Origin of the sequence: Mesorhizobium sp. M1050, assembly GCF_040318715.1 — a bacterium.
In the GTDB taxonomy this organism is placed as follows: Bacteria; Pseudomonadota; Alphaproteobacteria; order Rhizobiales; family Rhizobiaceae; genus Mesorhizobium.
On record NZ_JAMYMV010000006.1, the window covers coordinates 1 to 18,328 of the forward strand.

The window sequence follows — 18,328 nt, forward strand, 5'->3', positions numbered from 1 at the left end:
ACCTGAAACCGTCGGGCCTTTCCTGCGGAAATTTGGTGATTCCTCCAGTAATTTCAGCAGCTTACCGTTTATGGACGGGCACTAGGCTAGGCCTAACCAAGCCGGCGCCGGCCCTGCCCGCCTGACCTTCCTGGGCGCGTTGCGCTGCGACAAACTCACCGCGCTATGTGTCTTCGACGGCCCCTTCAACGGTGAATGCTTCCGCGCCTATGTGCGTCAGCAACTGTTCCCAACCCTGCGGCCCGGCGACATCGTGATCATGGACAATTTGGGCAGTTATAAATCTGCAGCCATCCCTCATGCGATCAGGGCACCGCCGGCGAAAGCTCTGGTTCCTGCCGCCATACTCGCCCGATCTCAACCCGATCGAGCAGACCTTCGCCAAGATCAAGCATTGGATGCGACACGCCCGGAAGCGCACCGTAGAAGACACTTGGCGCAATCTCGGCACACTCGTCGGCACTATCAAGCCAGACGAATGCGCAAACTACTTCAGCAACGCTGGATATGCTTCCGTCAAACATGGAAGGTAGACTCGGGTCGCTCACCGACAAAAAAAGCGGCATTCGCCCGTCGCGTGAGCGGGGAAGTGCGTCGACCGCAAAACGCCTTCAGGCAGCGATCGCCGGATCGATCAGGCCTTTACGACAGCACCTGTCACTTTCTCCGAGAGATAGCCGAGAATGTTGCCGATGATCAGCGAGACAACCACAGCCGCCGCGACCTTGGTAATGCCGCTGATGCCTTCGCCGTAAGCGGCGGCACCAAGTAGATAAAGCGCGGCGGTCGTTGCATAGCCATAGACCGCCGACGGAATGGCGCTCAGCAAGGGCAACTTGGCGGCGAGAATCAGGACTATGATTGAAATACCGACGCAAATACCGGCCATGATCGCCGTAACGCCAATGGACGTCAGTGCTATCAATGCGCCGGCCGCGCAGATGGCCCCCCAGAGGTTCGCAACCGCCGAGTTCTTGAACCCGGCTTCCTTGCCGCCACAGTGATAGAAACTACCCCAGCCGACGAATACCACCCAGATCAGCAAATAGGGGTTGCCGATGATGATCGCCGCCCACGTTGCAATGCCGCCCATAATGCCGATGACGACGGCCAACCCTGTGATAAGATCCATATTGTCCTCCCGTTTTTCCAAAGCTCGAAGCAAAGAATCTCGTTTCGGGATCGCGCTTCGCTGACGTCCCAACATGGAAAACGCAATGGCATCAGCCACAGGATTCAGGAAAAAAGCTTGCCGGCAAGTAATCAGGCCGGCTGAGCCGCCGGTTCGCTCGCGCCGATCACCCCGACGCGCAATGCCAGTCCGGCAGCGGCCGCGCCAAGGCACGGCGCCACCATATAGAGCCAGAGTTGCGATAGAGCGGTTCCACCGGCAAAGAGCGCCGGGCCGAGCGAGCGGGCCGGATTGACCGACGATCCGGACACAGCAATGCCGGCGAGATGGATCATGACCAGCGTCAGCCCGATTGCCAGGCCAGCCAGAGGACCTGCGCCGCCTTCGGCGGTAGCGCGAAGGATGACGAGCAGAAACAGGAACGTGGCGATCGCTTCGAACAGAAACGCCGACGTTGCCGAATAGGCCGACCAGCCGTTCTGGGCGAAGCCATTCGTCGCCACGTCAAAGCCGCCGCCCTTGCCTTGTGCGATGACGTAGAGCACCGCCGATGCAACAATTGCACCTGTGCACTGCGCGACCACATAGCCGATGAGGTCATTTGATTTCATTCGGCCTGAGACGAAGAAGCCGAGGCTCACAGCCGGATTTAGATGGGCGCCCGAAATCGGCCCGATCGAATAAGCCATCGCCACCACCGACAAGCCGAAGGCCAAGGCGACGCCGAGCAGGCCGACCTCGGAGCGCATAAACAGAACCGTCGCGCAGCCGAAGAAAACGAGCGCGAAGGTTCCGATGAACTCACAGATATATTTGTTCATTTTTCTCTCCCTCTGGATGATGGTGGGGACTGGACGCCGCGCCCGTTCGCGCGAAGTCCGGTCCAATTGTTTCAGGGTACGATGACGCCACGGCCGGTGAAGCGCCGGTTCTTGAAATCGTCGAGCGCGGTATTGATGCTGGCGAGATTGTATTCGGTGTAGTGCATCTTCACCTTGCCGTCGGCGTTGAGCTCCATCAGTTCGACCAGCTCGGTGAAATTGCCGACCAGGCTGCCGCCGATGTTGATCTCCTCGATGACGAGATGCGCGGTCGGCACGTTGATGTTGCCGCCGTAGCCGACGACGAACAGTTGCCCGCCCTTGCGCACCATCTTCCAGCAGATGTTCTCGACCCCGAGTTCACCAACGAAGTCGATCACCACATGGGCGCCGCCGCCGGTGATCTGGGCGACCTCCTCGACAACATTTGGCCCGCCATCGAGGATGAAATCGGCGCCAAGGTCCTTGGCCAGCACCCGCGCCGCCGGCTCGCGATCGACGGCGATGATGCGGCAGCCCGAGATCGCGTGCAGCGATTGCAGCGCGATGTGGCCGAGCCCGCCTATGCCGAGCAGCACGCAATAGCTGCCTGGCCGCAGCAGCTTTGCGGCACGTTTGGCGGCACGGTAGGCGGTGATGCCGGCATCGGCCAGCGGCGCCACTTCGATCGGCGTGATGTTGGCATTGAGCTTGATCAGCGAGCGTTCGCTGGTGATGAAATACTCGGCAAAGCCGCCATTCATGCCCAGGCCGGGAAACTGGCCGTTGTCGCAATACATGTCTTCGCCATGACGGCAGTTGAGGCAGATGCCGCATGAGCGGAACGGATGGCAGATCACCGCGTCGCCGCGCTTGACCGATCTGACGCCGCTGCCAACTTCCTCGACCCAGCCGGCATTCTCGTGTCCCATGATGTAGGGCAACAGCGTGCCTTCGGGATCCATGGTCGGCTTCCACACACCTTCGATGATGTGCAGATCGGTGCGGCAGAGGCCGGCGGCTCCGACCCGCACGATCACCTCGTCGGGCGCGGTGATCGTCGGCGCCTTGACCTCCTCGATCCTGAGCTGGACGTTCATCTTGGGGTCGTATTCGTAGAGTCTGGCAGCTTTCATGGCTGTGTCCTTTCAACGTCGAGATTGTCTGGATTGCTTCAGGCGCGGCCGAGCCTTTCGGAGCCGCCGCCACGTGCTGGCCCCGCCGTCGGGTCCTCATCCTCGGCGAGATGGCCAATCAGCGTTTCTGTGGTCAGGATCAGTGTCGCCACCGATGCTGCGTTGGCGAGTGCTGTGTAAGTGACGCGGACGGGGTCGATGATCCCTGCCTCGAACATGTTCTGATATGCGCCGGTCGACGCGTTGTAGCCGTAGCCGCCATTGATGCGCGTGACCTCGACCACAACCGCTTCGGGATCGGCGCCGGCATTGGCGGCGATACGCCACAGCGGCCGCGACAGCACCGAGCGCACCAGGCGCACACCTTCGGCGACATCGCCATCGACACTAGCCGCTACCTTGTCGAGCAGCGGCGCGATTTGGGCGAGTGCGGAGCCGCCACCAGCGACCACGCCCTCTTCGGATGCGGCGCGCACCGCGTTCAAGGAATCCTCGATCAGCTGGATGGTCCGCTTCTGCTCGACCGGCGTAACGCCGCCGGCATAGAGGATCGCGGTGCCGCCGGAGAGCTTGGCCAGGCGTTCGCGCAGCTTGTCCTGGTCGATGTTGGGCGGCGAAGCCTCATACTGCCGCTGCACCTGGGCGCGACGCGAGGCGATGGCCGCATGATCGCCGCCGCCACGAATGATGGAGGTATAGGACGAACTGGTCTTCACCCGGTCGGCCGTACCAAGATCCTCGGGGGTGATATCCTCCAGCCGGCCGCCAAGATCGCGCGCGATCACCTTGCCGCCCGTGATGATGGCCAGGTCCTCCATCATCGCCTTGCGCCAATGGCCATATTCCGGGGGATGGACAACGAGGTATCTTCCCGGTCCCTGCTTGCCGAGCAGTGTCACCACCACTTCCGGCGACATTTCCTCGGACACGATCAGCAGTGGGCGACCGTCCTCGTCGGCGATGCGGCGAACAGCATCGAGCTGTTCGGGCTCCTTGATCTTAAGGTCGGTCATCAGGATGTAAGGCCGTTCGAGAACAGCCTCCATCTTCTCCTGATCGGTCACCATGTGATGCGAGAGGTAGCCGCGTTCGAAGGACATGCCCTCGACGACATCGAGCGTGGTCTCGGTGGTGACGCTGAAGTCGGTGGTGATGACGCCTTCTGCGCCCACCCGCTGATGGGCTTCTGCCACGAGTGCGCCGAGCTTGGTATTGGTCGCCGCGATGTTGGCGACCGACGCCAGGATGCCGTTACCCTTGGCCGGCTTGGCCGAGGCCTTGAGTGCCGCCACCACCGCCGCCACGGCGAGGTCGATGCCTTTGCACAGATCGACGGATTTCACGCCGCGCTCATTCGCCTCGACGCCGCCCTGGATGAGCGCGTTGGCGAGCACGATGGCCGTCGTGGTGCCGTCGCCAGCGATCTCGTTGGTCTGCATCGACACCTCGCGGACGACTTGCGCGCCCATGTTTTCGAAACGGTCGTGCAGCTCGATCTCGGAGGCGATGCTGACACCGTCGCGTGTCACCATCGGGGTGCCGATCGGCCGGTCGATCATAGCGTTCATGCCTTTGGGGCCGAGCGTCGGTTCGACGGCAGCGGCCAGCCGAAAGACACCACGGGCGAGAGCACGGCGGGCTTCGGAATTGTGAAGCATTATTTTGGGCATGGTTCCTCCTTCCGCCTTACGGGCGGGTTGTTGATTAGGGGCCTCGTGCGAGGGAGGCCGTTGCTTTCAGATCTGCTTCAGGCGGTCGGCGCGGTTCGTGCCGGCACGCGATCCAGAATGAAATCGACCAGCGTCGGTTCGCCGTCGACCACATCCAGTTCCTTGTATCGGGTCTGCTTGAGCCCCCGGCACAGCGCGCCGTTGAACTCCATGTTGATGCGCACACCGCGCAGTTCGGCGAGATGGGCACCGAGTGCATCGGGCGGTATGCGCAGCCCTTCCCAGGTCACGAAGACGGAATCATCCGCCCGGCGGTCCGGAAACCGCTCGAGCAGCGCCGCCCGGTAGCGTGGCTTCTGTTTGGCCGCCTCGCCCGGCTCGAACCGCGCAACGTCGTAGGCCGGCAGGTCCATGCCGACGATTTCGCGATGGGTCAGGCCGTTCGCCTTGAGGCCGCGCAGGACTGCCTCCTGGCGCCGCTTGAAGGCCTTCATTGCGAAGGTTTCGCGCAAGGCGCCGAGATCCTGATCCTCGGCAAGCACGGCGAAAATATCGCCGAAGCTCTTGCCTTCCACCATGCCGCGATTGACCTCGTCGGCGAACATGTGGTCGTGCAGCTTGACGCGATAGGCCGGCGACCAGGAGAGCTGGTCGAGCGCCTTGCGCACGCCGTCCAGCATCAGGAACGCGAAGTTCGGCGAGCACCAGTAGGTCGGCAGGCGGAAATCGACATCCACACTGCCATCGCCTGTCACATCAGCCCGCTCGACGAAGCCCATCTCGGTGATGGGTTCGTCGAGTTCGGGGTCGTTGACCTCACCAAGGCGCCGCCAGAGTTCCTTCTGGCAGTCGCCGGAAACATTGGCGGTTGCCATGGCTCCTACTCCGCCGCGATGCTGAAGGGCGAACTGGCGAGCGCCTTCTTCTTGGCTTCGACGTCGATGTTGTAGAGACGCGCGGCGTTGAGGCCGAGGATCTTCTCCTTGATCTCGTCGGTCAGTTGCACACCACGTTCGGCGGCGATGTCCTCCGGGATCTGGTAGGCCCAGAACTTCTCGACCAGCCAACGCGGCGTCCAGATCGCATAGTCGGAACCGAACAGAATCTTCTCCGGCCCGAGCCAGAACAGCAGTTCAGCGATGACCTCGCCGAAATAGCGCGGGCGGGAATGGATGAAGGGCAGCGCTACCGCCAGGCCGCCATAGACATTGGTTTCCTGCGTCGCGATCCAGCAGAAATCGTCGAGGCGCGGCAGGCCGCAATGCTCGACAATCCAGTTGAGATTCTGGAAATCCGTCGCCGCATGGTCGACGTCATGCACGTCGAAGGCGTCCTTGCTGAGCGGGATGATCGTCGGGCCCTTGTGGACGTGAATGTTCCTGATGCCGAGCTTGTCGCAGAGTTCGAAGCACTTGTAAGCATCGGGATCGGTGAGCTTCCAGCCCTTGGAAGCGCCGTTCCATTCGGCCGTGTACATCTTCACGCCCTTGACGTTGTAGGTCTCCTTGAGGAAGTGGATGTATTCGAGCGCCTTTTCGCCGTCGCGCGGATCAAAGGCGCCGTTGACGATGAAACGCTCAGGATAGCGCTTGGCCACCTCGGCGTTGCGCTCGATCGTGTTGAAGCCGTTCTTGTAGAAGTCCTTGAGATAGGTCGACTGCACGATCGCCACATCATCGGGACCGTCGATGAACAGGTCGCGATAGAGATCGTCGGCGCTGTATTTCTCGAACTTGCTCTTCTCCCACAGCTGTTCCTTCGGGCTCAAGCCCGTGTGATAGGCATAGAAGCATTCGATGAACTGCTTGCCGTGGATATTTTTCTGGTTTTCCGGGCTGCCGTCCCAGAAATGGGTGTGGCCGTCGACCACGAAAATGTCCTTGCCTTCCGGTGTCCTGTACATACTTGCCTCCACAATGATCGCGTTGACGGGTCGGCGCGCCGTATGCAACGGCGCGCCAGATTTCTGGGCGGCTATTCGATGTATTCGAACATCTCATCCATGTTGCCGAACAGGATTACGGTGTTGTCGTCGACGCGAACCATGCGGCCGTAATGGGTGGAGGTGTTGACCTCGAAGGTCTCGGCCGAAATCTCGCGGCCGAGATATTCGCCGATCGCATCCATCTTGAAGATCAGCTTGCCGGTGCCATCGATGCGGATCAGCGCCGGCTGGTAGGTGATGGTCACCCCCGGCTTCTGGCCCATGAATTCGGCGATGGCGCGAGCCTCGACCGAGTCGTTCATGGTGACGCCGCACTGGTGCGAAATCGTCTGCTCGAAGGTGATGTCCTTCATCGCTTTAAAGATGTTGGAATGCGTTGCGTCGCGTGCTGCTAGTGACATGACGATTTCTCCTGTTTCAGCGCTTGAGGCCGAGTTCGCCGAGGATCTGGCCAATCCGCTCTTCGGATTTGGCGCGGACATCGGCGAAGGCGACCGGCTTGGAATGCGGCATCGACCAGATCGGCTGCAGGCCGGTGGCTGCCTTGTCGGCGAGCGCGCCGTGCTTCTTGACCCAGCCCTGGAAGAGCTTCTTGTTGGCGGCGCCATGCTTCTCGTCATTGGCGAGGAGATGCATGAGGTCGATCGTGTTGGCGAGGTTGCGCTCGTAGTCGGCCTCGGCCGCCGAGATCACCGCCGGCGTGATGAAATCGTGGTTTGCGGCGGCGATCTGCATCAGGAAGCCGGAGCGGAAGACTTCGCCCACCAGCGGCTCGAAGATGATGTTGATGGCGAAGTACTGCTCGAGATAGTCGGTCGCGCCCATGATGGTCTCGACCGCCTCGCGCGTGCCTTGCCAGTTCTTGTCCTCGAGCCAGGCCTTCTTGCCGAGTTCGTCGTCCCAGCCGGGCAGGTCCATGCCGATCTCGGCGAGATAGAGCGTGATGTCCTGGGCCAGCCGCAGCTTGTAGGACGAGTTGGTCAGCGTCGCGTTGTTGATCATCTGGGTGTAGCCGTAACGCTGCGCCTGCATCAGCGAGGTGCCGAGCCCGAATTCGGCATGTTTCCAGGCGCCGAGCTGCGTCTGCAGGATCTTCACCCAGGCCTTGTCGAAGGTCTTCGGCGTGCCCGACTTGCGCGCATTGTTGATGACGCTCTGCACCATGGTCTCGATCTTCGACTGGCGCTGGTAGTGCGTGCGCTCCCATTCCTGGTCGGGCGCGCGGAAGGCGTGCCAGTTGGAACTCTGGGCGGCGGTGTTCTGCTTGACATAGGCGCCCTTGCCGTCGGCAAAGGAGATGATCCAGTCCTGGATCAGGTAGCGTTCCGGGTCGGGCTGAACGTCGACCGTCATGTCCTCGTAGTGGGTGGCGCGCTGGCCTTTCGGGTCGAAATACCGGTATTTCCGGCTGTCGGAGTCGGCGAAGATCGCCGCGCCGGCGGCTCCGGATCCGACTGAACTCGAGGTTGCAGGCATAGTCTCTCTCCCTTGTTGCAGTTGTGGTTGGCCGTGCGTTGCCGCCCTCAATGGGCTGGCGTTGCACCTGCCGATGTGGTGAACTTGTCGAAGAAGATCCGCTCGGTTTCGAAGCCGTTCATGAACAGGACCGGCTGCAGCGCATCGATCATCGGCGGCGGGCCACAGGCATGGACATCGCCCTGCCCGTCGACCGCCAGTTGCTTGAGCATGGCGTCCACACTCTGGTGCACGAAGCCACGTTCGCCTTGCCATTCGGCGTCGTCATTGGCGTGCGACAGCACGGGAATGAAGGTGACGTCGGAATGCTTGCCGACCAGCTGGGCGATCCTGTCGAGATAGAACAGGTCGTTGCGGGTGCGGGCGCCGTAGAAGAAATAGACCGGACGCTTCTCGCCGCTCTTCAGGTGATCGTTGAGGATCGACCAGATCGGCGACATGCCCGAGCCGGCGCCGACCAGGATCAGGGGTCCTTGCCGTTCGTCGCGGCGGAAACAGGTTCCGTAGGGTCCGACGACGGTGACTTCGGCTCCGGCTTCGATGCCTCCAGAATCGAGTTCTCCGGAAAACTTTCCCTCAGGATATTTTTTGATGATGAAGGAGAGTTTTTCGGTTTGGTCCGGCGTATTTGCCATGGAGAACGAGCGCGTAATCGTCTCCCCTTTTTGCGTGGTAACCGTGATGTCGACATATTGCCCCGCCCAGAACTTCATTGGGGAGCCGAGTTCGATCTCGATGCCGCGAATGTCGTGGGTCAGGTGCTCGATCCGAGCAATCCGGCCCTTGTACGTCTTCACGGCGATCGCTTTCGCCAAAATCTCCTCGTCGTAGTTGAGGAGCTCGACTTCCAGGTCGGAGAAGGCGATGCAGCGGCACAACAGGACGTGCCCGCTCTCCTTCTCCATGTCGTTCAGCGCGAAAGTCGAGTATTTCAGCATGTCGACTTCGCCTTCGAGCAACACGCTTTTGCAGGCCGAGCATTGCCCTTCCTTGCAGCCGTGCGGCAGGGCAATGCCCTGGCGGAAGGCGGCGTTGAGCACCGTTTCGCCATGCTCGACGTCGAATTCGACGCCAACCGGGCTGAGCCTGACCGTGTGGGTTTCCGACATACGGACCTCCAGTGAAAGGAAGGGGCGGGGACGAACCCGCCCCCCTTTGGCCTGATCAGTTACAGGGGGTGATGGTGAAGCCCTTGGCGTACTCCGCCAGGTGCTTCTCGCGGTCCGCGGGCGACATGGCACGCAGCGCGTTGAGCGGCGACCCGAGCTTGTTGCCGCGCACATCGTCGAGCGTCCACATCTCCTTGTCGTCGAATCGCAGATGCGGCTGCGGAACCAGCGTCTTGCCGTCGGAACGGACGAAGTTCAGGTCCTTGATCGCGTCGGCCAGATCCCAGCCGTCATAGAGCGTCTCCCACTCGCGCTTGCCGCTGAAGCGGCCCATCGCGGGCGTCGGACGACCCTGATACTCGTCGGCGAAGGCGACCGTTGCGGTCCACTTGTCAAGCTCATGGGCGAAGGTGTGAAGCTGGCCGTCGATTTCGCCGACCACCATGTCCTCGCGGATCAGGCACGGAACGAGGCAAGACCAGCAGCGGTGCGGATAGACGTAGCCGACGTCGCTGTTGAACAGCAGCACCTTCTCGCCCTTGTGGCTGAGCTTGGCGTACCATTTCCAGAAATCGCCGAACTCGGCGTACCAGCCTGGATATTTGTGCTCGAACCACTCGAAGTCCTTGTCGGTCTGGGCTTCGATGCGCCAGAAATTGACCGGCCAGCCGACCGCGAAGAACTGTCCTACCTTGTGAACATAGTTCTTCTTGGTGATGCGTTCCCAGGCCGCCTGGACGTCGTCGTGATGGACCTTGATGCCGTATTTCTCGAGCGGCAGCATGTAGGTGCGATAATAGTCCTCATAGATCCAGCGGTGCCACATTTCCGCGTAGGATTCCTTGTTCTTGTCGCGGTTGGTGGTGCCGTATTCGATGAAGGTGCCGATTGCCGCATCGACGATCGCATGGTTCTGCCAGAAGGCGTAACGCAGGTCGCGCTCCAGCAAGAGGTGGTTTTCCGGCTCCTTGAGTGCTGCCATCAGCAGCGAGTGGCCATTGCCGATATGCCGGCTCTCGTCGGACTGCACCGACAGGAAGACGGTCGGCAGCGCGTAGTCGCCGTTGCGGGCGGCCTCCGAAGGCATGGCGACGAACAGCGTGTTGGTGAAGGCGGTCTCGGCGACAACGGTCAGGTACATGCAGGCGGCGGTCATGGTGTCGCCGGTGATGAAACCTTCGGCGAACTGCCGGCCGATGGTGGTGGCGTAGCACTTTCCGAAAGCTTCCTCGGTGATGTCGAAGCCGGCCGGATCGATGTAGTTCTCCATGTACCATTTCTTCAGATTCATCTGGATGGTCGAGTGGCGGAACTCGTCGATCATCTGCATTGTGAAACCGGTCCGCAGTTCCTCGCCAGGTGCGATGCGGGCGACCATCGCCATCGAGCGGGCAGCCGAAATTTCCGGGAAGGGAATGATGGCCAGGAAGAGCTTCATCCACTCGACCCAGCGCGGCTCGACATTGCGGAACATGTCGCCGCGCAAGGCGGCATCGAGCGCGCCATAGACGCGGTTGTCCTTCTCTTCCTGCATCGGGAAGTAGGACCGCAGGACCTGCTTCATCGGGTCGCGCGGCGTCTTGTTGATCTTGTAGTCGGTCGGAAACGTCATCGCTTCCTGGACGTAGGAAGGATTCCAGCCGAGATCGGCAATCTTCTTGGTCGCCTCGCCGACGGAGATTCCGCGTTGCGAGGTAATCTTGTTGAGCGTCAGAGACGTCATGGTCATAAGCCTCCACCAGGTTTTGAGCCGCGGGTCCCTTGACCCCGGCATGAAGCGGCAAGCACCGCCAGTGAGAGTGCGAGCGGCATGACAAAGCGTTGCGCGTCGAGGCGCGACCCTAGGTCCGGCCGTTCAAGTGGATCGGGGCAAAGGTTTCGAGGCGTCTGACAGGGAGCCGCAGCGCCAACCGCATATGCGATGGGCGTATCGAAGCGGTTCTGCTTCCTCCGTTCCTTCGTTCTTTTGGCACCGCGTCAAGCGCGATGGGCTTCTTGTGAGAATGAACAGTGCAAGCGTCGTGCCAGTTTCGAAATAGCCTGACGGCTGGCGCTCAAAGCAAAATTGCCGCTCTTTCGGCTCGCGCCCCGGCAGCCAACTGTAACGTTCTTTTACAGTTGTAACTTACGCCTGTAATATTTGCCGTATATTCGCGCGCGCAGCATGTTTAGTTAGCAATTGCAGCAAATCCTGAAACTCATATTTTCTGTTTAAATCTTCGTCTATCTCTACTATTTGACGGTCATGGGCACGCACAGGCCTAACGCTGGAGAAGGACCATGCCGAACGATAGAGACCGAAGGGAACCGCCCGAGCCAATATCCAGCCATGCCGATGGCGTCACCGGCGATCTCGTGAAGCTGATGCCGCGCGACCTGGTCTTCGTTATGCGCTTCATGGGCGAGAGCCAACACCGCCTGCAGAACCATTTCCAGGACTTCATCAGGGCCGAGCTTGCCGCCGGCGGCGTCACCACAAAGACGCATCCGATGATCCATCTGTTCATCGAAAGCCATGCGATCCTGCTGCGCGACTTCGTGTTTTCCGGGGTTTCGCTGACGCGCCAGTTCCGTGTCGAAGAGATCGAGCGCCTGACCGGCGATACGACATCGATGATCCGCGTCGACATCTGGGACCAGCTCAAGAGCCACATCGAGACGGCCGAAAAACAGTTCCAGTCGCAGGCCGGCACGTTGCCCAAATTGCTGTCGGCCTTCGAAAAACCGCCGCAACCTTTGAAGAGCGAAAAATGACCGGAGGATCCCACACAGCCCGGCGTGACGCGCTGCTTGCTCGCCGGCTCGATCTCGTCGCCAGCGTCTCGGCGCTTACCGCGGAAGCACTGCGGCTCAACCAGAAACGCGCCGGCATCGAGATGGACGTGCTGCGCCTGGAACTCGAAATCGGCAGAAGCGGCGCCACCGAGCAACTGGTGCGGGACTTGCATGAGGCAGGGCAGAACGCGGCGGCGATCGCGCAAGCGTGCACGGCTTGCGAGGATCGCATCATAGCTGCGGAAGGCGATGTCGAGGACGTCGACCGTAAGCTTGCCGCAGCGGCGAACGAGGACTGATGGGAGAGACAGCATGAACCAGCAGACGATGCAGAACCTGACCTTGTTCGACCTTCTGGGCCGCAGTTGGCAGCGGCCGTCGGCGATCGCCGATCTGCGCTTCAGCGCCGACGGCTCGGCTGTCGCTTTCACCGCAGTCGACGGAACAATCGCCATTGCCGCGATTGCGGATCACGAGCCGCCGGAAGCGCGGATCAGGGTGAGCAACGATCTCGGCCAGACGACGATCCGCCCCAGGGAGAAGCCGCCAGTGCCATCGGTTGCCACGGCGGCATTCGGTGACGCCGACGTCCCGCTCGCCACCTATGCGCCTTCCGGCTTTCTCGTCGGCGCGGCCAGCGGCGAAGTGCTGCACATGACCGCCGGCGGTGACGTCGCAGCCGCACTGCTGAAGATCGACGGACGAGTCGTCGCCATCGATCACAGCGCCAAGGCGGATATGACGGCTGTCAGCAACGGGCATGATGTCTTCCTGTCGCACGGCCAAGGCGATGCCACGCGGCTGGAACGCGATGTGACATCGTCGACAGATGCCCTTGCCTTCTCGCCGGGCGGGCGGCGACTTGCCTGCGGCCTTGGCGAAGGGTTGTCGATCTGGGTGGTCGAAGGCGACGCCGCCTTGATATGCGACATCCCCCTTTCCGCGCGCCCGGTGTCGATCCGCTGGAGCATAGACGGCACCTGGCTGGCCTGCGGGCTCGAAACCGGGGGCTTTGCTCTGGTCAGTCTGGCTGATGGAAGAGCAGACCACGTTGCAGGGTTTCCATCGCCGGTCCGCACCGTGTGCTGGAGCCAGCCGGTGAATGCGCTCTTTGCCTCGGGCGCGTTCCGGATCGCCGGCTGGTCGATGACCGCCCCGCCTGTTGGCGGCGAAACCTCGGGTGCGCTGGAGACAGGCCGCGCCGGGCTGGTTCTTGTCGAGGCGGTGGCGGCACACCCGGAGAAGAAACTGATTGCGGCGGGCTACGCCAACGGCCGTATCACCATCGCCCAGATCGGCTCGCGCGACGAACTCCTCGTCAGGCCTTTGGGCAGCGCCGTCACCGCGCTTGCCTGGTCCGGCGACGGCAGACACCTCGCGGTGGGTTCCGTCGATGGCACCGCCGCGATCGTCACCTTTCCCGCGGAGATGTTCAAATAGCGGACGCAGCCCACATGAAACAGGAGGATCACATGCAGACCGGACTCACCGCAGGGGACGAGAGCAAGGACGAATTTTTCGAACGGCTGGCCAAGCTGTCGGAAGAGATGGTGGCCAAACACGGCAAGGATTTCAGTATGGGCGCTTTGGTGCTTGCCGCCCGCTGGATTGCCGAAAACCGTGTTGGTCAATTGAAGACCAACTAGAAGGCGGGACGTCACTGTCCGGCGCATGCTGCTGCTCCTCAACGTATGCCTGACAGCGTTCTCGCCTCCTGTCAGGCATACGCGCTGGGTTGAGATATGGTCGGCGCGGCCTTGCGGCGGGGCCAACCAACGAGTTGCCCGAGCGCGAGACCGCGCCAACCCTGATTTCAAAATGATGCAACGGCCGATCAGTCGCGGGAATCCAGAACCACTGCCAAATGGCGCGCTGCCGCACATTCCAGGATCAGTTCTTCCAGTTCAACAGCGGTCAGCTTGGTCCCTGCAGTTTTCCGGACGATCCTGTTCGCATCCGCAATAGAAACGGGCGCTCCCTTCCCTTGATCATCGAGGTAGCGGCCGATCTCGATCACTGCGTCGGCGTCAACGTTCTTGGGTAAGTCGCGCATCGCCTTCATCCCCCGATACGAGAACTAGTCTTACTTGATCCAAAAGGCAAAAACCGCCCGACCGTAGCCGAGACGGAGTATGGATGCGCTGGTCGGGCTTACGCCCCCTTTGAGCGGCGCTCTGTGCGGATGGCCTATTGTAAAAGCATCTGGGTGAATGCCCCGCTCAAGCTGAGCCCAACTCACCGGATGGGCAATTCGGAATCCGGGCAGCACTGGCAGTTTCGTCGGTGGCCCTCGGAACCGTCCTGGCCATCGTGCTGGCTCTGGCGCGCTTGCACGATGACAGACCCGCATCAACCGGCCGTCAGCGTGACGGGGCTCCGCAAACGTTCGGCAATCTGGAGGTTCTGAAGGGCATCTCCCTGGAGGCCAGGGAGGGAGACGTGGTCTCGATCCTTGGTTCTTCCGGATCGGGAAAATCGACAATGTTGCGCTGCATCAACATGCTGGAAATTCCGGATGAAGGGCGCATAGAGGTCGGGGGCGAAACAATCCTGCTTGAGAAAAAGGGCGGGAAGACGCGACCGTCCGACGTACGGCAGCTGCAAGGTATACGCGCACGCGTGGGCATGGTGTTTCAAGGGTTCAATCTTTGGTCCCACATGACTATCCTCGAGAACCTGATCGAGGCACCTATCCACGTCCAGAAACGTCCTCGCGCGGAATGCGTGGAAGAGGCGGAGGCGATGCTGGCCAAGGTGGGTATTGCCGACAAGCGCAATCACTATCCGGCGCACTTGTCCGGTGGCCAGCAGCAACGGGCGGCAATCGCACGGGCGTTGACCCAGCGGCCCAAAGTCATGCTGTTCGACGAGCCGACGTCAGCGCTCGATCCCGAACTTGTCGGCGAAGTCCTGCGCGTCATGCGCGCGCTTGCCGAAGAAGGCAGGACGATGCTTGTGGTAACCCACGAGATGGGTCTCGCCAGAGATGTCTCCAGCAAGGTCGTGTTCCTGCACAAGGGACTGGTCGAGGATGAAGGACCGCCAGGCGAGCTCTTCACCGCCAGCCGATCGGACCGCTTCCGTCAGTTTCTGGCTGGTAGCAACGGCTAAGCGGCACAGCTAGGCCAGTCGTGCCCGGGTCGTGCGCGGCGTCGCCAGGAGCAGACTGGTTTCGCTGCCCGTTATGCCGGCTATGAGCCGGATGCGCCGCAGCACCGCATCGAAATCGGTCAGTGATGCGGTCCCGAGCTCGACCACCAGGTCCCAGCGGCCATTGGTGGTGTGGATGGTCGAGACTTCCGGGAAGCCGCCCAGCGCCCGGACCACGCGGTCAGCGGCGTGGCCCTCAATCTCAATCAGCATGATACCTCGGATGCGCTGATCAACGGCGTCGGCGCGCAGCACCACCGTGTAGCCGATGATGTCGCCGGATCGCTCCAGCCGCTCCATCCGTGCCCTGACCGTGGCGCGCGAGACGCCGAGATCGACTGCGAGGTCCGACACGCTGCGCCGCGCATCATGCCGAAGCAAGGTCACGAGCCGTTCGTCCAGCGCATCCATTGGGATTACCATTTTGGCCAATTTTGCTGCCATCACGATAAACAATGCTTTTCGAATTGCCAATTCTACCTGTTCATATTGCCGGCTCGCCATGATCTCCTCGCGCTCATTCGAAATTGGGTCGCGGAACAGACAATGCGTTGCAGAATCGTTGGGGCGCCAGTGCAGGATGGCGCCGGCAGAATGGGATGTGAGATGGGGCCGAGTGCGCTCAGGACGGCCGGACTTGCTGAAGTGCTGTCCGGCCTCGGCCACGCTGTCGAGGACATGGGGGCCGTCCAGGCAATTCCGGCGAGGCGCGTGGTGCATGGCAATTTGGCGCTGAAGGCCCTGCCCGAGATATCGGCCTGGACATCCGCCATTGCCGCGGCAGCCTACGCGGCGAGCGAGGACGCCATGCCGATCTTTCTCGGCGGCGACCATTCGATCTCGGCCGGGACCGTGTCGGGCCTCGCCCGCCGCGCCGCCGAGGCCGGGCGCCCGCTGTTCGTGCTGTGGCTCGACGCGCATCCGGACTTCCACACGCTCGACACCACCGCCAGCGGCAATCTGCACGGCGTTCCGCTCGCTTACGCCAGCGGCCAGCCAGGTTTTAGCGGCTATTTTCCGGATCTGCCGGCTGCGGTCGATCCCAAGCGCATCTGCACCATGGGCCTGCGCAGTGTCGATCCGGCCGAGCGCCACGCGCTCAACCAGGCGGGCGTGACCGTCCACGACATGCGCGCCATCGACGAGCATGGCATCGCGCCGCTGCTGCGCGCCTTTCTGGCGCGGGTATCTGCAGAGGACGGGCTGCTGCATGTCAGCCTCGACGTCGATTTCCTCGACCCCTCCATTGCGCCGGCGGTCGGCACCACGGTTCCCGGCGGCGCGACTTTCCGCGAGGCGCATCTGGTGATGGAGATGCTGTCCGACAGCGGCCTCGTCTCCAGCCTCGACCTGGTCGAATTGAATCCCTTTCTGGACGAGCGTGGCCGCACCGCGACGCTGATGGTCGACCTGACGGCGAGCCTGATGGGCCGCCGTATCATGGATCGCCCCACCCGCAGCCATTCCGGGAGTTTTTGATCATGGCCACGGCAAAGCTGAACATCGTCCCCTTCGTCAGCGTCGACCGCATGATGAAGCTGGTGAACGCCATCGGTGTCGAGCGCTTCCTGACCGAGCTCGCCGGCTACATCGAGCAAGACTTCCGTCGCTGGGAACTTTTCGACAAAACGCCTCGCATCGCTTCGCACAGCCACGACGGCGTCATCGAACTGATGCCGACAAGCGATGGACGCCTCTACGGCTTCAAATATGTCAACGGCCATCCGAAGAACATGCGCCAGGGTTTGCAGACGGTCACCGCCTTCGGCGTGCTCGCCGATGTCGGCAGCGGCTACCCGATGCTGCTCACCGAAATGACAATCCTGACCGCGCTGCGCACCGCCGCCACGTCAGCTGTCGCGGCCAAGTATCTGGCGCCGGGCGGCGCGCGCACCATGGCTATCATCGGCAATGGCGCCCAATCGGAATTCCAGGCGATCGCCTTCAAGGCGCTGACCGGCGTCGATCGGCTCAGGCTCTACGACATCGACCGCTCGGCCTCGCGGAAATGCGCGAAGAACCTGGCTGGCATGGGATTCGACATCACCATCTGCGCAACCGGGCAGGAAGCGGTTGAAGGGGCCGGGATCATCACGACCGTCACCGCCGACAAACAGTGCGCCACGATCCTCACCGACAACATGGTTGGTTCCGGCGTTCACGTCAACGCGGTCGGCGGTGATTGCCCCGGCAAGACCGAACTGCACAAGGATATCCTGCTGCGCTCCGACATCTTCGTCGAGTTTCCGCCCCAGACACGCATCGAGGGCGAGATCCAGCAGCTGGATCCCAACCATCCCGTGACCGAGCTCTGGCAAGTAATCGCCGGCAAGGTGCAAGGCCGGCGAGACGCCAAGCAGATCACGCTGTTCGATTCCGTCGGCTTCGCCATCGAGGATTTTTCGGCGCTGCGCTATGTGCGCGACCAGTTGCAGGCGACGGGCCTCTACGAGGAACTCGATCTGCTTGCCGATCCCGACGAGCCGCGCGACCTTTTTGGCATGCTGCTGCGAGCGGCCATACAGCCGGCAGCTTGAGGAAGCTCACCCGAAAGCTGCCTCCGGGGCAAGTTCTTACCGTCTCGCCTCGGTTGCACTACACCTCCAGCCAAAAATTCGCCATCAATCAGGACCGCAAGGGGCAGAAGCTGTCGTGAGCCAATACGATTCTGATCGATATTGTAAAAAAAGCCGCGTTGTGCCCATAGCATCTGAATAGAATGGCGCTCGGTCGAGACCGTAAAAGTGAATCCTGATTCCATTGCGATACGCTTCTGCGAAACGGGATTCTATGGTTGGTGTAGACTTTACGGCGCGTCGAACTTTTCGAACGATATCGGCCCGAAGCCTCTTCGATAGTGGGACTCGCGATGTAGCGCTCTCTCGACTCGCCCACATCATGGGATGTCATCGACGGGACGAACTGGGCCACCCCAAGTAGCAACCACTATCGGCTTTTGAGATAAGATGCGGTATGCCGGCGTCGTAGCAAGCAGAGCGAAGTTTGGGAACCGAACCAATCCACAGAAATATTTTGTTGGTATTCCTGTTGGTCGGTGTCGTGACTGAGCAAACCACAACGATTTGAAAGCAAAGCCCGATTTCATTTGCTTGGATTCCGCCTCTGGGCACCATC

General features: G+C 61.4%; 18 protein-coding genes and 2 pseudogenes. 8 read left to right on the plus strand and 12 right to left on the minus strand.

The window, feature by feature from the left end; all coding sequences use genetic code 11:
• Nucleotides 1–121: 121 nt before the first annotated feature.
• Nucleotides 122–533 (plus strand): annotated as a pseudogene (locus tag NKH57_RS05115) (transposase); the annotation flags it as partial.
• 101 nt (nt 534–634) lie between these two features.
• Here NKH57_RS05115 and NKH57_RS05120 read toward each other — a convergent pair.
• From NKH57_RS05120 to NKH57_RS05165, 10 genes are all read right to left on the minus strand, one after another.
• Nucleotides 635–1,114, minus strand: a complete 480-nt coding sequence (locus NKH57_RS05120; protein ID WP_352942287.1) for a DUF1097 domain-containing protein — start codon at nt 1,112–1,114, stop codon at nt 635–637.
• Between the two features lie 149 nt (nt 1,115–1,263).
• Nucleotides 1,264–1,953, minus strand: coding sequence for an MIP family channel protein (locus NKH57_RS05125; protein ID WP_352942290.1), 690 nt, complete (start codon nt 1,951–1,953; stop codon nt 1,264–1,266).
• 71 nt (nt 1,954–2,024) lie between these two features.
• Nucleotides 2,025–3,068 (minus strand): NAD(P)-dependent alcohol dehydrogenase, encoded by a 1,044-nt coding sequence (locus NKH57_RS05130; protein ID WP_023760304.1) that lies wholly within the window; start codon nt 3,066–3,068, stop codon nt 2,025–2,027.
• Nucleotides 3,069–3,106: 38 nt separating this feature from the next.
• On the minus strand, nt 3,107–4,738 hold the full coding sequence (locus NKH57_RS05135) for a molecular chaperone GroEL (RefSeq protein ID WP_352942293.1): 1,632 nt from the start codon (nt 4,736–4,738) through the stop codon (nt 3,107–3,109).
• Nucleotides 4,739–4,815: 77 nt separating this feature from the next.
• Nucleotides 4,816–5,613, minus strand: coding sequence for an iron-sulfur cluster assembly protein (locus tag NKH57_RS05140; RefSeq protein WP_352942296.1), 798 nt, complete (start codon nt 5,611–5,613; stop codon nt 4,816–4,818).
• Between the two features lie 5 nt (nt 5,614–5,618).
• Nucleotides 5,619–6,641: an amidohydrolase family protein gene (locus NKH57_RS05145; protein WP_023760301.1), complete on the minus strand. Its 1,023-nt coding sequence runs from the start codon at nt 6,639–6,641 to the stop codon at nt 5,619–5,621.
• A gap of 71 nt (nt 6,642–6,712) precedes the next feature.
• Complete coding sequence (locus tag NKH57_RS05150) at nt 6,713–7,084, minus strand: MmoB/DmpM family protein (protein WP_023760300.1); 372 nt, start codon at nt 7,082–7,084, stop codon at nt 6,713–6,715.
• A 16-nt stretch (nt 7,085–7,100) separates the two neighbouring features.
• Nucleotides 7,101–8,159: an aromatic/alkene monooxygenase hydroxylase subunit beta gene (locus NKH57_RS05155; protein WP_352836612.1), complete on the minus strand. Its 1,059-nt coding sequence runs from the start codon at nt 8,157–8,159 to the stop codon at nt 7,101–7,103.
• Nucleotides 8,160–8,206: 47 nt separating this feature from the next.
• Complete coding sequence (locus tag NKH57_RS05160) at nt 8,207–9,268, minus strand: NADH:ubiquinone reductase (Na(+)-transporting) subunit F (RefSeq protein ID WP_352942301.1); 1,062 nt, start codon at nt 9,266–9,268, stop codon at nt 8,207–8,209.
• A gap of 55 nt (nt 9,269–9,323) precedes the next feature.
• Entirely contained in the window at nt 9,324–10,997 is a 1,674-nt protein-coding gene (locus tag NKH57_RS05165) for an aromatic/alkene/methane monooxygenase hydroxylase/oxygenase subunit alpha (RefSeq protein ID WP_023760297.1), read from the minus strand.
• Nucleotides 10,998–11,548: 551 nt separating this feature from the next.
• Between NKH57_RS05165 and NKH57_RS05170 the strand changes: the two genes are divergently transcribed.
• Genes NKH57_RS05170 through NKH57_RS05185 form a run of 4 tightly spaced genes read left to right on the plus strand, consistent with a single transcriptional unit; the run spans nt 11,549 to nt 13,689 of the window.
• Nucleotides 11,549–12,022 carry a hypothetical protein gene (locus NKH57_RS05170; RefSeq protein WP_352942303.1) on the plus strand — a complete coding sequence of 158 codons (474 nt, stop codon included), beginning with the start codon at nt 11,549–11,551 and terminating at the stop codon, nt 12,020–12,022.
• Entirely contained in the window at nt 12,019–12,342 is a 324-nt protein-coding gene (locus NKH57_RS05175) for a hypothetical protein (protein ID WP_023760295.1), read from the plus strand. Before NKH57_RS05170 ends, NKH57_RS05175 begins: the two co-directional genes overlap by 4 nt.
• A gap of 13 nt (nt 12,343–12,355) precedes the next feature.
• Entirely contained in the window at nt 12,356–13,483 is a 1,128-nt protein-coding gene (locus tag NKH57_RS05180) for a WD40 repeat domain-containing protein (protein WP_352942306.1), read from the plus strand.
• A gap of 32 nt (nt 13,484–13,515) precedes the next feature.
• Nucleotides 13,516–13,689 carry a hypothetical protein gene (locus NKH57_RS05185; RefSeq protein ID WP_352942309.1) on the plus strand — a complete coding sequence of 58 codons (174 nt, stop codon included), beginning with the start codon at nt 13,516–13,518 and terminating at the stop codon, nt 13,687–13,689.
• Nucleotides 13,690–13,877: 188 nt separating this feature from the next.
• On the opposite strand, the gene NKH57_RS05190 is transcribed toward NKH57_RS05185, so the two are convergent.
• A complete protein-coding gene (locus NKH57_RS05190; protein WP_352942312.1) occupies nt 13,878–14,096 on the minus strand; it encodes a hypothetical protein in 219 nt (72 codons plus the stop codon).
• Nucleotides 14,097–14,378: 282 nt separating this feature from the next.
• Between NKH57_RS05190 and NKH57_RS05195 the strand changes: the two are divergent.
• Nucleotides 14,379–15,154: pseudogene (locus NKH57_RS05195) on the plus strand (ABC transporter ATP-binding protein).
• Nucleotides 15,155–15,163: 9 nt separating this feature from the next.
• Here NKH57_RS05195 and NKH57_RS05200 read toward each other — a convergent pair.
• Entirely contained in the window at nt 15,164–15,604 is a 441-nt protein-coding gene (locus NKH57_RS05200) for an Lrp/AsnC family transcriptional regulator (RefSeq protein WP_111543746.1), read from the minus strand.
• Nucleotides 15,605–15,739: 135 nt separating this feature from the next.
• On the opposite strand from NKH57_RS05200, the gene rocF reads away from it, so the two are divergent.
• Together rocF and ocd are read left to right on the plus strand one after the other, a co-directional pair.
• Complete coding sequence (gene rocF / locus NKH57_RS05205; protein WP_352942315.1) at nt 15,740–16,672, plus strand: arginase; 933 nt, start codon at nt 15,740–15,742, stop codon at nt 16,670–16,672.
• Between the two features lie 2 nt (nt 16,673–16,674).
• Nucleotides 16,675–17,730 (plus strand): ornithine cyclodeaminase, encoded by a 1,056-nt coding sequence (gene ocd, locus NKH57_RS05210; RefSeq protein WP_352942318.1) that lies wholly within the window; start codon nt 16,675–16,677, stop codon nt 17,728–17,730.
• Nucleotides 17,731–18,328: the final 598 nt, after the last annotated feature.

Bases quoted from the DNA above. Each gene is read 5' to 3' on its own strand.
- NKH57_RS05175 (WP_023760295.1), top strand. From the start codon at position 12,019: ATGACCGGAGGATCCCACACAGCCCGGCGTGACGCGCTGCTTGCTCGC.
- NKH57_RS05160 (WP_352942301.1), bottom strand. From the start codon at position 9,268: ATGTCGGAAACCCACACGGTCAGGCTCAGCCCGGTTGGCGTCGAATTC.
- NKH57_RS05185 (WP_352942309.1), top strand. From the start codon at position 13,516: ATGCAGACCGGACTCACCGCAGGGGACGAGAGCAAGGACGAATTTTTC.
- NKH57_RS05155 (WP_352836612.1), bottom strand. From the start codon at position 8,159: ATGCCTGCAACCTCGAGTTCAGTCGGATCCGGAGCCGCCGGCGCGGCG.
- NKH57_RS05130 (WP_023760304.1), bottom strand. From the start codon at position 3,068: ATGAAAGCTGCCAGACTCTACGAATACGACCCCAAGATGAACGTCCAG.
- NKH57_RS05150 (WP_023760300.1), bottom strand. From the start codon at position 7,084: ATGTCACTAGCAGCACGCGACGCAACGCATTCCAACATCTTTAAAGCG.
- NKH57_RS05140 (WP_352942296.1), bottom strand. From the start codon at position 5,613: ATGGCAACCGCCAATGTTTCCGGCGACTGCCAGAAGGAACTCTGGCGG.
- NKH57_RS05135 (WP_352942293.1), bottom strand. From the start codon at position 4,738: ATGCCCAAAATAATGCTTCACAATTCCGAAGCCCGCCGTGCTCTCGCC.
- NKH57_RS05165 (WP_023760297.1), bottom strand. From the start codon at position 10,997: ATGACCATGACGTCTCTGACGCTCAACAAGATTACCTCGCAACGCGGA.
- rocF (WP_352942315.1), top strand. From the start codon at position 15,740: ATGCGTTGCAGAATCGTTGGGGCGCCAGTGCAGGATGGCGCCGGCAGA.
- NKH57_RS05125 (WP_352942290.1), bottom strand. From the start codon at position 1,953: ATGAACAAATATATCTGTGAGTTCATCGGAACCTTCGCGCTCGTTTTC.
- NKH57_RS05145 (WP_023760301.1), bottom strand. From the start codon at position 6,641: ATGTACAGGACACCGGAAGGCAAGGACATTTTCGTGGTCGACGGCCAC.
- NKH57_RS05190 (WP_352942312.1), bottom strand. From the start codon at position 14,096: ATGCGCGACTTACCCAAGAACGTTGACGCCGACGCAGTGATCGAGATC.
- NKH57_RS05180 (WP_352942306.1), top strand. From the start codon at position 12,356: ATGAACCAGCAGACGATGCAGAACCTGACCTTGTTCGACCTTCTGGGC.
- ocd (WP_352942318.1), top strand. From the start codon at position 16,675: ATGGCCACGGCAAAGCTGAACATCGTCCCCTTCGTCAGCGTCGACCGC.
- NKH57_RS05170 (WP_352942303.1), top strand. From the start codon at position 11,549: ATGCCGAACGATAGAGACCGAAGGGAACCGCCCGAGCCAATATCCAGC.
- NKH57_RS05200 (WP_111543746.1), bottom strand. From the start codon at position 15,604: ATGGATGCGCTGGACGAACGGCTCGTGACCTTGCTTCGGCATGATGCG.